Here is a 13,116-nt window from a genome sequence, read left to right on the forward strand (position 1 = left end):
AAATAAGGGCGTTTCCCCGATGGAAAATCGGGGTCAGGCTTTTCATTGTATCTTTTTATCGTACCTCAAAAAAGGATGCCATTACAATCCTTAACGCAGGCTTGTTTACCAAAACAAATCAATTTATAAGCTTTAAGAATATCAAATTAAAACATGATTACAACACCTTTAGATTCTGCAGTACTAGACTCAAAAGAACAATATGTTTTTTATCATAAAATGGTAGATTTTGTTTTAAAAGAACTCATTGTAAGTGTACAACAAGAAAAACTTTGCACACAACAAGAGTTGCTAATTTTTAAACAATACTCAGATTTACTTTTATATTCTATAGAAGCCATGCGTATAAAGTATATGTACGATGAGGAAGACAATATGAAAGTAGATTTAACAGATTCTGGTTTTCCTAATTATTTAGAATTTAGATTTTTATACAACGATCTAGAATTAAGAAATGAGTATTTAGATAAATTTACAAGTGTAGACACTTTAAAAGAATCTTTTTTAAATACGCTTTTAGTTAAAAAAGAACCAATAAGAAGGTTAGATTTATTTAAAGCAGCTTCTTTAGTCTACTATTCATCCGTAGATAAAAAATATATATTTAACAGATTTGTACAAGGTAAAATTTTAGAAGCACCAAGAGATGCAAATTATCAATACTTAACAAGTTGGAGTTTTTATGACGTTAGCCAAAACAGGCCTTTTATTTGTTATATGTACTTTAATTACAAAGGTAATAATGCTTTAAAAGATAGAGATAAAATCTATCAGACTTTAAAAGAAACAGCAGATAGAGAAATGTCTTTAGATACAATGGCATATAATATCGACAGAAAGTTAGTCGATTTAGAACCAAAACATATCAAAAGAATAGATTTAGGACCCTTGCATAATGTTTTTGCAAAAGATGAAAATAAAATTACACATGCAATTTTAAGCGCAATTGCAAGAAAAGAAATTCCGTTAGAATCTTATGCTTTATCTTTAAAAATCGATGAGGTTTTTTCTGGAGAAACCTTTACAGAAGGCGGATTTTTCTCAAAACAAACCATGCAAAAATGGAGCGAAGTTATTCAACAAAAATACGTTTTTGCACCGCATAGAATTATTCAGCTTTTACACAATACAGCACCAGAAGTATTGCACAAACTAGCTAGAAACCCAATAGAATTAGCTAGTTTAAAAATGCAATAGAAATTTAAAAATACAAATTGCTAACTGTTATAGAATCATAGTAAAATTAGAAAAAGAATGCAGCACAACTCAACATTTCCTATAAAACAAAACGAATTAGATATGCTTCGCGATGAAGCTTCTGGTTATTTAAAAAGTATACAATGGGAACAAAGTAATAGAGCAAAAAATAAAGATAAAGACGCAAAAGACAGCTCTATTTTATTGTATTTATCAAGAGCAAATTCTGGTAGTAACGTAGAAATTACATCAGTTTCTAAAACAATTTTAGGTTTAAAGAAAAGGCTTTTGCCAGATTCGATTGCAATTCCGGTTTATTTAAATCAAACATTATATGCTGTACAAGAAGGTTTAACATTAGGAATTTGGATAAAAGACAGTTATTACGATTCTTCTGGGTTATCATCTTTAAACGAAAGAAAAGCGGCGTTAGATTCAACAGGTAAAAGAGCCTATGAAAGTAAAATGCAAACTGCAACTGCGTTTCAGTTGTATGCAACTTCGTATAAAATTTTACACGATTTAAAACCACATGCTTCTGATGATTTATCTGTAATGAAGCAAAAATTTGCTGGGATTCCAGAAGTGTCATTTTTATCACCATTAAAAGGAATTGCATGTGCTTTATTTTATTTTGATAAATATCTTGGGCACCCAGAAATTGTAAAAACAGATAAAGATGTTATCGATTTTACAGTTGTGTTTTTTGAGGCATTAATAGATGAAATTCAGTTAAGAAAAAGCACTTTAGAGTACACAGAAACAATTGTTGATAGAACTTATAAATTAGAAAAAACAGATTTTGCCGTTTCTGGTTGGGAGAATGTTTTTTCTGGAACCGCAAAAAGTGTTGAGTTTAATAAAATTAAATTCGAACAAATTGTTGGTAATAAAGATGCAAAGCATTTTGCACGTAGGTTAACAGAAAGAATGTTAAGTTACGATTTTGATGCAAAGAAAAATCCGTTTCAAGAATTGGGTGGTTTTATGCCTGTTTTTATGGGTTATGGAATACCAGGGACAGGTAAAAGTATGTTAATTGCTGCCATTGCAACTCGATTAAAAGAGCATGCAGACAATTTAGATATTCCGTTTTTATTTCATCCAATGCCAGATACTTTAATTAGTACATTTCAAGGTGGTTCTGCAGAAAAAATGGTAGAATGGATGAAACCTATGCAAGACCCAACTAAATTAATTTTTGCGCCAATTGATGACGCCGAAAATAACTTGCAAGAAAGAACCTCGCAAGGCGTTTCTGCTGGTGTTAAAGAAGTAATTGGTGTTTTCTTGCGTTATACAGAAGGTGCTTATGCTGTAAATTATGGGAATTCGTCTATAGGTCTTTTTACCAATTTACCAGAAATGTTAGACAAAGCCGTAATTTCTAGAGTACAAGGTAGGTTTAAAATTGATGGTGCAAGAACAGAAAATGACTTTTTAGATCAAGATTATATTTGGTGGAAAAAATTTGAAAAAACAATTCCGGATTTTGTGAATATGCAAAATCCAGAAAATTATCAATATTTAAAAGATCAAGGTCTAACAAAAAATATGGGCGAAATTCTTAGTTCTGTAGAAAAACCATCCGAAGAAAGAGTTTTAGAAGCTTATGACAAAGCTGTGCAAAAGCATAGTACTAATCAGCATTTATTTTTTGCAAGTTTGTATAAAGAAATTCAGCAAATATTTCCATTTTTCTCATCTAGAGATGTTAGAAACATTCAATCTGCAATTTCTTTGCGTTTAACAGATTTTGATTTGGAAGAAGATTGGTTCGAAAATCCAGAAATCTATTTCAAAAAGAATTACGAAACCAAATTTGGCATGTTGCAAGAATTGATGAAAAGCAATATGAAAGGTTTAGATTTTTCTGAAATTAGAAGACAAGAAGTTGTAAGATATTTAGATAATGTGGCAACGATTGCAGACACCGATTTTAAACGAAAAGTTGATGCTCGTGTAAATCAATTAAACATAGATTTACAAGCAAGAAAATCTTTTGGTAATGAGTAATTTAAGAGTAAAAAATATAGAAAAAACTGTTTTATCAGACAATTATTACACGCTTTTTAAATTTAAATTTGATTATCAAAAATCTGATGGTAGTTGGGTTAAACCAATGAGAGAAGTTTATGAACGTGGTCATGGTGCAGGAATTTTACTGTATAACACAAAAAAAAAGACAGTAATTTTAATCAAGCAATTTCGTTTTCCAACGTTTGTACATGATAATGAAGATGGTTTTTTAGTTGAAATTCCGGCAGGATTATTAGATCAAGATAATCCTGAACAATGTATTATACGAGAAACCGAAGAAGAAGTTGGTATTCGATTAAAGTCTGTTAAAAAAGTTTACGAAGGGTATTCATCTCCAGGTGTTTTAACAGAGAAAATGCACTTTTTTGTGGCAGAATATTCTGATGATATGAAAGTAAGCGAAGGTGGTGGCATAGCATCAGAAAACGAAGATATAGAAGTTTTAGAAATACCGTTTACAGCAGCTATTGATATGCTAAACAACGGTAAAATTGAAGATACAAGAACAATTGTATTGCTACAATATGCTCAAATTCATAATTTGTTAAATTAAAATGCAAAAACTAAAAGACGCAAAATTATTTAGAAACGAACTAATTTCTGTGAACGGAAAATTAGTAGAGCGCTATAATAAATGTTTAGAAAAATTAGGTTTTTCTAAAACGGCGTTAACCTCTTTTTCTATTGATGGTTTAGGTTGGAGTCCAGAGATTGCAGAAGAAAAAAAAGAGCAATTTTATTTAAATAATGGCGAGGCAAATACGCACGCAATTATTATTTCGCCTTTACAAAAAGGTTTACCAATTTACAATCCTTTTCATTCTTTTGACAAAGAATTAATGAAGGTAGTTTTTAAAAAACATGGCGATTTTATTAAAGATATTACTAGAGATTCTGCTATATGCTTAGATTTTGATCAAAAAATAGATGTTTTTTACGAGCCTTTAGATGTTTTAAAATATAATGATATTGTAATAAAATTTCATTTAATAAATAATTTAAATAAAGCTAAAGAGAACCAATTAAAATTAATTCATACTTTTAGTTTAGACAATAATTTTATAGACGAAAATATTCATAAGCAGTTATTAGCATCTGCTAAAAAATATGGCGATTTACGTGAAAGAAATCTTATTTTAGAAGAAATTAAATACACTACAGATTCTTTTTACACGAAAGCATTTGGCGGAATTTTTGTGTTGAAAGATTTTGTAAAACCAATTTTAATTTTTCAAGAAAAAGAAACATACAATCAAGCGATAAACGATACTGTGCATGATATTTTAATGTATCATATTTCTCATGATGAGTTAATAGATAAGCTTTTAAGTTATGACGTTATTGAGGCAGATTTAGAAGAAGAATTGCATCAAAAGAAATACGAAAGAATTAAGAGATATACGCTTTCGAAACATTTGATGTCGCCAACACATTTGGTAAAAGATATTTTACAAAACCACATTCTTTTTAAGAGTTATTTAAATAAAATTGATATTTCTGCGAGAAAAAAAGTAATGGGATTAGAGTTGTTTTTAGAAAAAAAGAAAACTTCTAAAGCCATAAAGGCAAAAGATTTTTTAGACAAAGATTTGTTTGTTTCGTTGCACAAACCGCATTCTTCGTTAAAACCAAATCACCAAGATTTAATTTGGTATTTATTGGTAAACATTGCGCCAAAAGATGTGTTGTTTTTATATTGGTATGACAAAGAACAATTTTTTAGCACATTTAAAACATTAGAAAGCTCAACCCAAGATTGGGTAATAGAAACTATTTTAAATAATTTTTAAACAAAACATCTAACACAAATAATATGACACTAGAACTTTTAATATTTATTGCAGCTATTTTATTTGGTATTATTTTATTTTGGAGAGAATCTCAAGGAAATAAGTTGTATCGTTTTTTTAATAAAATGATGAATTCTAAAGAACTGCAGATGTCTATTACGAACAAAAAAGGCTTTATCTATCAACAAAACTTTCTTTTAAGACTTGTATATATAAGCACGTTTTTCTTAGTTTTAGTTTTAATTACACGATTTATAATTCCGATAGATATTACTACCGTTTCGTTATTTACTTCGATGATTTTTGGTACGTTATTAGGAACTTATATTGCTGGTTTTATTTTTAAATCTTCTGCAATTATAGAAGAACAATCAGAAAATTTAGGAGATACTTTTAATGATGTTCTAGAAAAAGGAAAAGATTTTGTGAAAGATTTAAAAACAGAAGAACCTGTTGCTATTAAAAAAGCACAAGAAGAAGTTAAAGATAATAAAGTAGAAGAAAAAAGTGCTAGAGAAAGATTGAAAGACAAAGGTTTGTTATAGATTCTGTAAAAAAATACATAAAATTAAAATTTAAAAAATGATTAAGAATTATTGGAGTAAAGGCCCAAGGCAAAAAAAAATAGTTGTGATTTTAAGTATCATAACTCTTGCTTTGTTGTTTTTTTTAAGAGATGATTATCAGCCAGCATTATTGTTTGTTAGAAAGTTCATTTTTATCATATTGTTGTGTTTTACAATTTTATTTTTTAGTCTTAGAACATTTAGAAAATCTGCTAGTACAGGTAAAAGAATTGGTATTTTAGTTTTTTTAACTGTTTTTTTCGCAGTTGTTTATTATGTAGGTTGGAATTTAAAATTCTACGATTATATGAAAACCTATAATGTTTATAATAGTTTACAAAGAATCGAAATTGTAGAGCTTCCTTTAACCCAAAATGAAAGAATTCAGCCTTTAAGAAATATATTTTCGATGGCAAATGAATCCGTAGGAGAAACCAAAGATGTTTCTTTACCACATTTGGTTAGAGTTGATGGTCATAACCAATGGACAATGGCAATTCAACCAACAGAAAAGTATGTTTGGCAAGGAATTAAAGACAATACAGAAGAGGTTTTTTCTGTTTCGAGTACAACTCCTTTTCCTCGTTTTTCATCAGAAAATAGAATTCCTGTAACTTTTTCAATTGGCGAATCTTTAAAATTTAGTAGAAATACTTACAACGCTGTTGTGCAAAGATTAAATCCGTGGATGCTTTTTAATTACGAACCAAGCGATACTTATTACATGAAAAATGACAAAGGCGCATGGGTACAAGTTGTAAGTTTAATTAAATGGAAAGGTTTTTTCTTTCCGTACCCTACATTTGGTGGTGTAATGGTTGTAGAAAATGGAGAACATGATTTTAACGATTATCTAGAAAGAATTACAATTGGTAAAGGAATTTTTATTTCTCCAGATGAAATGAAAAATTACGAATACTTAACAAAGCAAAATACGCTGTCAGAAAAAGTATCTCGTTTACAAGCAGAAAGTTTAAAGTTTTTAGGAGGATTTAGAGATCCTTTGCCGTGGAATATGAAAACGGCAGTTAAAATTCCGGACTTACCAGACGATCAAAATCAGCAACCATTTGTAACAGATTTCGATTTTTCTGATACAAAAACGGGTGCTTTTAGTGGTTTATATCATTGGTTTGGGCTAGAACCTGTTGGAGACGAAAGAACAAGCTTAACATTCAGTGTTTTTATTCCTGCGGATGGAACCGATAAATTATATTATTACGATCATGCTTCAAAAAAACAAGGTTATGCGGGTGTTTCTGCAATGCCTTTAAAAGTAATAGAATCTAGAAAAGAATATGATTGGTCTGCAAATAAACCAGTAGAATTTAGACCTTATATTAAAAATATTGCGGGTAAAAAGAGAATGTTTTTTCTAAGTACCATTTCGGCGATTAAAAAAGAAAATGCTCAGTTTGATGGATCTGCAACACCCGATTTAGCATTAATTGATAGTGAATATAGAGATGTTATTTGGATTGATGCAAAAAAACCAAGTACATGGAATGAAGAGGTTTATATTCAATTAAACGAAGCTTGGAGAGCAAGTGAAAACGGAAATATTTACTTCGAAAAAGAACAAACAATTTTAGAGAAAAATAAATCTATTTTAGACTCGATAAAGCTAATTTCAAAAAAAGAATTAGATTCTAAAAAAATTAAAGCACTACAAAAAAAGATAGATTCAATAAAAATGAATTAATATTTAAAGTTTTTTAGGATTGCATTTTTGCTAAAACTAGCATAAAATTTATTTACCTATTTTTGAATAAATTATATTTTTAAAAAGTAAATTAAATAAATGATAGCACTATCTGCATTAGATTATTTTATAATCGTTCTTTTCTTTTCAGTTATTTTATTAATTGGTTTTATAGTATCAAAAAAATCAGGAAAAAGTTCTTCAGAATTTTTTCTTTCTGGCAGATCTATGCCTTGGTGGTTACTTGGTTTTTCTATGGTAGCAACTACATTTGCTGCAGACACGCCCTTATTAGTAACAGATATTGTTAGAGGAGACGGTGTTGCAGGTAATTGGGTTTGGTGGACGTTTTTAATTACAGGTTTGCTAACCGTTTTTGTATACGCAAAACTTTGGCGAAAATCTGGTGTAACTACAGATTTAGAGTTCTACGAATTAAGATACAGTGGTAAAGCAGCAAGTTTTTTAAGAGGTTTTAGATCTATTTATTTAGGTGTTATTTTTAATGTTTTGGTAATGTCTGTAGTAACATTGGCAGCTATTAAAATTGGCGGTATAATGCTAGGTATTCAACCTTGGGAAGTTGTTTTGTATGCTGGTTCTGTTACAGTAATTTTTTCTGCTTTTGGTGGTTTTAGAGGTGTTGTTTATACCGATTTTTTACTTTTTATAATTGCCATGTTTGGGGCAATAGCAGCAGCTTATTATGCTGTAAATTTACCAGAAGTTGGTGGTTTAGAAAGTTTGTTTCAAAATAAACTCGTAGCAACCAAAACTGATATGTTGCCAGATTTTAACGATACAAATACGGTAATTACAATTTTAATTATTCCGTTAGCATTACAATGGTGGAGTTCTTGGTATCCTGGTGCAGAACCAGGAGGTGGAGGTTATATTGCACAAAGAATGTTGGCTGCTAAAGATGAAAATCACGCAATAGGTGCAACGTTTTTTTTCAATTTTGTACATTATGCTTTAAGACCTTGGCCTTGGATTTTAGTAGCCTTGGCGTCTTTGGTAATATATCCAGATATTGCAAGTTTGCAAAGTGCGTTTCCTAATATTCCTGCGGATAAATTAGGAAATGATTTGGCATATCCAGCAATGTTAAACTTTTTACCAAAAGGGATTTTAGGAATTGTTTTAGCATCTTTAATTGCAGCATACATGAGTACAATTTCTACACATTTAAATTGGGGTTCTTCTTATGTTGTAAATGATTTTTATAAACGTTTTATTAAAAAAGAAGCTACAGAAAAACAATTGGTAAATGTAGGTAGAATAAGTACAATATTAATGATGGTTATAAGCGGTTTATTAGCTTTAACTTTAACAAATGTGAAACAAGTATTTGATATTATTATAATGTTTGGTGCAGGTACTGGTTTAATATTTATTTTGAGATGGTTTTGGTGGAGAATAAATGCTTGGAGTGAAATTTCTGCAATGTTTTCATCAGGAATAATTTCGATACTTTTAAATTTTACGTCTTTAAAAACTATTTTATTCGGTGTAGAAGATGGTCTTTTTCCTAGTTGGTTTCAATTTCCGTTTGTCGTGTTTGTAACAACAATAATTTGGTTGGTAGTTACTTTTTTAACTCCACCAGAAAAAGATGAAACACTTCAATTATTTTATAAGAATATTCTACCTAGTGGCGCCGGTTGGCGTAAAGTTGTTGCAAAAGCAAATTTGGCAGGAATTAATTTTGATCAAAAAGAAAAAAACTGGAGTTTGCCTAATGCAATATTAGCAATGTTGCTCAGTTGCGTGTTAATTTATAGTTGTTTGTTTGCAACGGGTTTTTGGATTTATGGCGATTACAAACTGGCATTAATTTTAACTTCATTAGTTATTATAGCTTCTATTTTTTTAATAAAACTTTTAAAAAAAATAAAAAATACAATCTTGTAAGCTCTTAAATTATTGAAAGGTAAATATTTCCATGTATTTATTTTCCTTGGTAAATAAAATTTTATTTTGTAAATTTGTACTTTAATTGATTCATTAAAGTATGAAAACAGCAAAAATTTTATATTATATTTCTACAGGATTATTAACATTATTAATGCTTTTTTCTGCAGGAATGTACTTTTTTAATCATGAAGAAGTAGCCAGCATGTTTACCAACTTTGGATATCCAACTTATATTATTTATCCGTATGCTATTGCAAAAATTTTAGGTTTAATTGCGATATGGTTTTTTACAAAAAGTGTAATTAAAGAATGGGCCTATGCTAGTTTTTTCTTTGCTTTTATTTTAGCCTTTTTTGCCCATGTAATGATTAATGATGGCGAGCAAACGGGTGCAATTGTAGCTATAATTCTTTTAATTACTTCTTACATCACTTCAAAAAAAATAAATCATGACAAACTCTAAAGTTACTTTATCAAATAAAAATTATTTAGCAGAAGCAAAAGCTAGAAATCATTTTTTAACTCTAGATGAACCAGTTGTTGATGGAGGAGATGATAACGGACCAACACCCGTAGAATATTTACTAACTGCAATTGGTGGTTGTGTAGCCATGACTTTAAGAATGTACTCTGAAAGAAAAGGTTGGGATCTAGGTGAGATTGATGTGAAAGTTACTCAGGTAATAGAAAATAATGAAAAATCTTTAACAGAAGAAATCTCTTTTGAAAAAGAAATTACAGAAGATCAAAAAAAGAGATTACTTGTAATTGCAGGAAAATGTCCGGTAGCAAAAATGGTTAAAGGAGAAACAAGAATAGATTCAAAAATTATTTAAAAATAAGTATGAAAAAAATATTAGCATTTGCAGGTAGTACAAGTTCTACATCAATAAATAAACAGTTAGCTACTTTTGCAGCAAAAAATTTAGAAAACTCTACTTTTGATGTGATCGATTTAGCAACTTTTAAAGTACCTGTTTATAGTGAAGACGAAGAAAAAAATGGTTTTCCAGAAGATATTAAAAGCTTTACAACTAGCTTAGATAGTTATGATGGATTTATAGTTTCTTTAGCAGAGCATAATGGTTCTTACGCCGCTGCTTTTAAAAATATTTTCGATTGGAGTTCTAGAATAAATGTAAAAGTATTTAGAGATAAACCATTATTATTAATGGCAACTTCACCAGGCGGAATGGGCGGTCAATTTGTGTTAAGTGCCGGTGAACAAAGATTTTCTAGACACGGTGCTAGTGATATTGTTACCTTTTCTTTACCAAGTTTTTACGACAATTTTAAAGAAGGTAAAATTACAGGAGAAGATCTTCTAATCGCATTAAAAGAACAAGTAAACACTTTTGAAAAATTAGTTAATGAGCAATAAATTAAACATCGTTTTATACGGTAAACAAGGGCATGCATATACTGTAGCGTTTAAAAACTTTTTAAATTCTACAGATGTGCCTTATACGTACAAAGATATTTCTAAAGATGTAGAGGCAAGAGAACACAGCAAAGAACTGTACAATGGTGTTGCTAAATTTCCAACATTATTTGTAGACGATAAAGTGTATTTAACACCAACTACAGAAGAATTTAATAAGATAATGCAAGATTTAAAGTTAAGAGCTTAAACTCTAACTTAAATAAAAAAAAGTAGCAGATGGGAGACATTTCGAAAGATATCAATTCTAAGTTTACAAGCAATAAAGTAAAAGCTTTAATAAACATAAAATATACTTCTAACTGGTTAAGCAGTAAAGAAAACGAGTTTTTTAAGCCTCACGGAATCTCGCCGCAACAATTCAACATATTAAGAATATTACGAGGTGCAAACGCTAAAATTAAGGTGCAAATTGTAAAAGATAGAATGATAGAAAGAGCACCAAATGCAACTCGTTTAATGGATAAGTTGTGTGACAAAAACTTAATTGAAAGAGAGCGTTGCGAGCATGACAGAAGAGTAGTTTATGTACAGATTACCCAACAAGGTTTGCATTTACTATCTAATATAGACGATTTTAAAAACGTATCTTTTTTAGATAAACTCTCAGAAGAAGAAGCATTAACATTAAGTAACCTTTTAGATAAAATTAGATAAAAAAATTTGCAAATATATTTTCCTTGGAAAATATATAGTAAAAAGCAATAAAACATGAAAAAATATAAAAGTATTCAAACAGTTGTAGAGAGTCCATTGGTTAACATGGGCCCTATAAAGCTTCGTCAACCTTTACCATCAAAAGGTTTAGAAAATGTAGATCCTTTTTTATTATTACATCACTATGGTCCTTATGCTATTTCAGAATTTAACAATCCGTTTGATTTAGGTCCGCATCCTCACAGAGGTTTTGAGCCGATAACATTACTTTTTAAAGGCGAACAATTGCACAGAGACTCTTTGGGTAATGAAATGATTGTGAAAGCTGGTGGAGTGCAATGGACAACTGCTGGTCGCGGTATTATTCATGCAGAAGCACCAACCAAAGCGTTTGTTAAAAAAGGTGGCGATTTAGAAGGAATTCAGTTATGGTTAAACTTACCTGCAAAATCTAAAATGATAACGCCAAATTATCAACATTTAGAAAAAGAGCAAATACCACAAATTACATCAAAAGATAAAAAAGTAGCAATTAATGTTGTTGCCGGTAATTTAGAAGAAACTTTTGGGTTAATTCAAACACAAACAGAGGTAAATGTTTATACAGTAAATGCCAAAGAAAATGGCTGTACAGAAATTGAAATTCCTAAAACACATCAATCTTTAGTTTACCTGTTAGATGGCGAGATTTTGGTAAATAACTCACAAGTGTTATCTAAAGGTAAAAATCAAATGGTAACCTTTAATCAAGACGGTTCTTTAATTAATTTTTTAGCTAAAAAAGAAAGCAATTTATTAATTCTTTCTGGTGAACCAATTAAAGAAAAAGTAACCCAATACGGACCTTATGTTATGAATAATCAAACAGAAATTTTAGAAGCAATGAGAGATTATCAGCAAGGTAAAATGGGGTATTTGTATTAGGGCGTTCCCCGAAAAGGGTCGTGCTTTCCACTATATCTTTTTGCAGAAAAAGCAAAAAGGATGCCGTTGCAATCACTAACGCATCCGTACTTTTAAAAGAAATTATACAAGTTTATAAATGAAAAAAATAATTCACAAATCAGATACAAGAGGTTTAGCCAATCATGGTTGGTTAAAATCATATCATACTTTTAGTTTTGCAAACTATCAAAATTTAGAAAGAATGAATTTTGGTGCTTTAAGAGTTTTAAATGATGATATAGTTCAGCCTAAAATGGGCTTTGGTACGCATCCTCATAAAAATATGGAAATAATTTCGATACCAATATCTGGTTCTTTATCACATAAAGATAGCATGCAAAACAAACGAGCGATAGAAGTCGGAGAGGTACAAGTTATGAGTGCCGGAACTGGTGTAACGCATTCGGAATTTAATGATAGTTCATCCGAAGAAGTTAATTTTCTTCAGCTTTGGATACTCCCAGAATTAGAAAATGTAACACCTTATTATAACCAAAAGTATTTTGAAAAAGAAGGTAGAAAAAATAAATTTCAAACATTGGTTTCACCAAAAGATAAATTAGTTGATGGTTCTTTGCCTATAAATCAGCAAGGATATTTGTCTATGATAGATTTAGATAAAGATTTTAAAACTGAATATCATTTAAAAAACGGAGCTTATTTTTTCTTGATTGACGGCTCGCTAGAAATAGAAGATATTGTTTTAAATAAAAGAGATGCGGTAGGTATTTACGAAACTAATTTGGTTAAAATTAAGGCTAAAGAAGAAAGTAAATTATTAATTATAGATGTACCGATGCATTTTTAAAATGTAGTAAAAAACAAAACCCTATTCAATTAAGAATAGGGTTTTTTTATAGT

Annotated in this window: 14 protein-coding genes; all 14 read left to right on the plus strand. The window is 29.8% G+C overall.

The features are described 5' to 3' along the window. Window positions 1–153: 153 nt before the first annotated feature. The 14 genes from BXQ17_RS00500 to BXQ17_RS00565 all read left to right on the plus strand — a co-directional run bounded on the left by BXQ17_RS00500 (window position 154) and on the right by BXQ17_RS00565 (window position 13,063). Window positions 154–1,197, plus strand: a complete 1,044-nt coding sequence (locus BXQ17_RS00500; protein WP_077808738.1) for a hypothetical protein — start codon at window positions 154–156, stop codon at window positions 1,195–1,197. Window positions 1,198–1,254: 57 nt separating this feature from the next. Continuing rightward, window positions 1,255–3,213: an AAA family ATPase gene (locus tag BXQ17_RS00505; protein ID WP_077808739.1), complete on the plus strand. Its 1,959-nt coding sequence runs from the start codon at window positions 1,255–1,257 to the stop codon at window positions 3,211–3,213. Then, window positions 3,206–3,790, plus strand: coding sequence for an NUDIX domain-containing protein (locus tag BXQ17_RS00510; RefSeq protein ID WP_077808740.1), 585 nt, complete (start codon window positions 3,206–3,208; stop codon window positions 3,788–3,790). The genes BXQ17_RS00505 and BXQ17_RS00510 overlap by 8 nt, the downstream gene beginning before the upstream one ends. A 1-nt stretch (window position 3,791) precedes the next feature. Then, window positions 3,792–5,027, plus strand: coding sequence for a DUF6638 family protein (locus BXQ17_RS00515; protein WP_077808741.1), 1,236 nt, complete (start codon window positions 3,792–3,794; stop codon window positions 5,025–5,027). Between the two features lie 23 nt (window positions 5,028–5,050). Further along, the gene (locus BXQ17_RS00520; protein ID WP_077808742.1) at window positions 5,051–5,572 is read left to right on the plus strand and encodes a hypothetical protein; all 522 of its coding nucleotides are present in this window, start codon (window positions 5,051–5,053) and stop codon (window positions 5,570–5,572) included. A 37-nt stretch (window positions 5,573–5,609) separates the two neighbouring features. Further along, a complete protein-coding gene (locus tag BXQ17_RS00525; RefSeq protein WP_077808743.1) occupies window positions 5,610–7,295 on the plus strand; it encodes a hypothetical protein in 1,686 nt (561 codons plus the stop codon). Between the two features lie 99 nt (window positions 7,296–7,394). After that, complete coding sequence (locus tag BXQ17_RS00530; RefSeq protein WP_077808744.1) at window positions 7,395–9,209, plus strand: sodium:solute symporter family protein; 1,815 nt, start codon at window positions 7,395–7,397, stop codon at window positions 9,207–9,209. A gap of 100 nt (window positions 9,210–9,309) precedes the next feature. Further along, window positions 9,310–9,675, plus strand: a complete 366-nt coding sequence (locus BXQ17_RS00535; RefSeq protein WP_077808745.1) for a DoxX family protein — start codon at window positions 9,310–9,312, stop codon at window positions 9,673–9,675. Continuing rightward, window positions 9,662–10,048 (plus strand): OsmC family protein, encoded by a 387-nt coding sequence (locus BXQ17_RS00540; RefSeq protein ID WP_077808746.1) that lies wholly within the window; start codon window positions 9,662–9,664, stop codon window positions 10,046–10,048. Before BXQ17_RS00535 ends, BXQ17_RS00540 begins: the two co-directional genes overlap by 14 nt. Window positions 10,049–10,056: 8 nt before the next feature. Beyond that, entirely contained in the window at window positions 10,057–10,593 is a 537-nt protein-coding gene (locus tag BXQ17_RS00545; protein ID WP_077808747.1) for an NADPH-dependent FMN reductase, read from the plus strand. Then, a complete protein-coding gene (locus BXQ17_RS00550; protein WP_077808748.1) occupies window positions 10,583–10,843 on the plus strand; it encodes a glutaredoxin in 261 nt (86 codons plus the stop codon). The genes BXQ17_RS00545 and BXQ17_RS00550 overlap by 11 nt, the downstream gene beginning before the upstream one ends. A 29-nt stretch (window positions 10,844–10,872) precedes the next feature. Then, a complete protein-coding gene (locus tag BXQ17_RS00555) occupies window positions 10,873–11,310 on the plus strand; it encodes a MarR family winged helix-turn-helix transcriptional regulator (protein WP_077808749.1) in 438 nt (145 codons plus the stop codon). Between the two features lie 54 nt (window positions 11,311–11,364). Then, window positions 11,365–12,234 (plus strand): pirin family protein, encoded by an 870-nt coding sequence (locus BXQ17_RS00560; protein WP_077808750.1) that lies wholly within the window; start codon window positions 11,365–11,367, stop codon window positions 12,232–12,234. Between the two features lie 118 nt (window positions 12,235–12,352). Beyond that, entirely contained in the window at window positions 12,353–13,063 is a 711-nt protein-coding gene (locus tag BXQ17_RS00565; RefSeq protein ID WP_077808751.1) for a pirin family protein, read from the plus strand. Window positions 13,064–13,116: the final 53 nt, after the last annotated feature.

The sequence above is a fragment of the Polaribacter sp. BM10 genome (assembly GCF_002005425.1).
Classification (GTDB): domain Bacteria; phylum Bacteroidota; class Bacteroidia; order Flavobacteriales; family Flavobacteriaceae; genus Polaribacter; species Polaribacter marinaquae.

Excerpts from the sequence above, each read along its gene's own strand:
- BXQ17_RS00555 (WP_077808749.1), top strand. The coding sequence starts at position 10,873 with ATGGGAGACATTTCGAAAGATATCAATTCTAAGTTTACAAGCAATAAA.
- BXQ17_RS00520 (WP_077808742.1), top strand. The coding sequence starts at position 5,051 with ATGACACTAGAACTTTTAATATTTATTGCAGCTATTTTATTTGGTATT.
- BXQ17_RS00500 (WP_077808738.1), top strand. The coding sequence starts at position 154 with ATGATTACAACACCTTTAGATTCTGCAGTACTAGACTCAAAAGAACAA.
- BXQ17_RS00545 (WP_077808747.1), top strand. The coding sequence starts at position 10,057 with ATGAAAAAAATATTAGCATTTGCAGGTAGTACAAGTTCTACATCAATA.
- BXQ17_RS00560 (WP_077808750.1), top strand. The coding sequence starts at position 11,365 with ATGAAAAAATATAAAAGTATTCAAACAGTTGTAGAGAGTCCATTGGTT.
- BXQ17_RS00505 (WP_077808739.1), top strand. The coding sequence starts at position 1,255 with ATGCAGCACAACTCAACATTTCCTATAAAACAAAACGAATTAGATATG.
- BXQ17_RS00525 (WP_077808743.1), top strand. The coding sequence starts at position 5,610 with ATGATTAAGAATTATTGGAGTAAAGGCCCAAGGCAAAAAAAAATAGTT.
- BXQ17_RS00540 (WP_077808746.1), top strand. The coding sequence starts at position 9,662 with ATGACAAACTCTAAAGTTACTTTATCAAATAAAAATTATTTAGCAGAA.
- BXQ17_RS00510 (WP_077808740.1), top strand. The coding sequence starts at position 3,206 with ATGAGTAATTTAAGAGTAAAAAATATAGAAAAAACTGTTTTATCAGAC.
- BXQ17_RS00515 (WP_077808741.1), top strand. The coding sequence starts at position 3,792 with ATGCAAAAACTAAAAGACGCAAAATTATTTAGAAACGAACTAATTTCT.
- BXQ17_RS00550 (WP_077808748.1), top strand. The coding sequence starts at position 10,583 with ATGAGCAATAAATTAAACATCGTTTTATACGGTAAACAAGGGCATGCA.
- BXQ17_RS00530 (WP_077808744.1), top strand. The coding sequence starts at position 7,395 with ATGATAGCACTATCTGCATTAGATTATTTTATAATCGTTCTTTTCTTT.
- BXQ17_RS00535 (WP_077808745.1), top strand. The coding sequence starts at position 9,310 with ATGAAAACAGCAAAAATTTTATATTATATTTCTACAGGATTATTAACA.
- BXQ17_RS00565 (WP_077808751.1), top strand. The coding sequence starts at position 12,353 with ATGAAAAAAATAATTCACAAATCAGATACAAGAGGTTTAGCCAATCAT.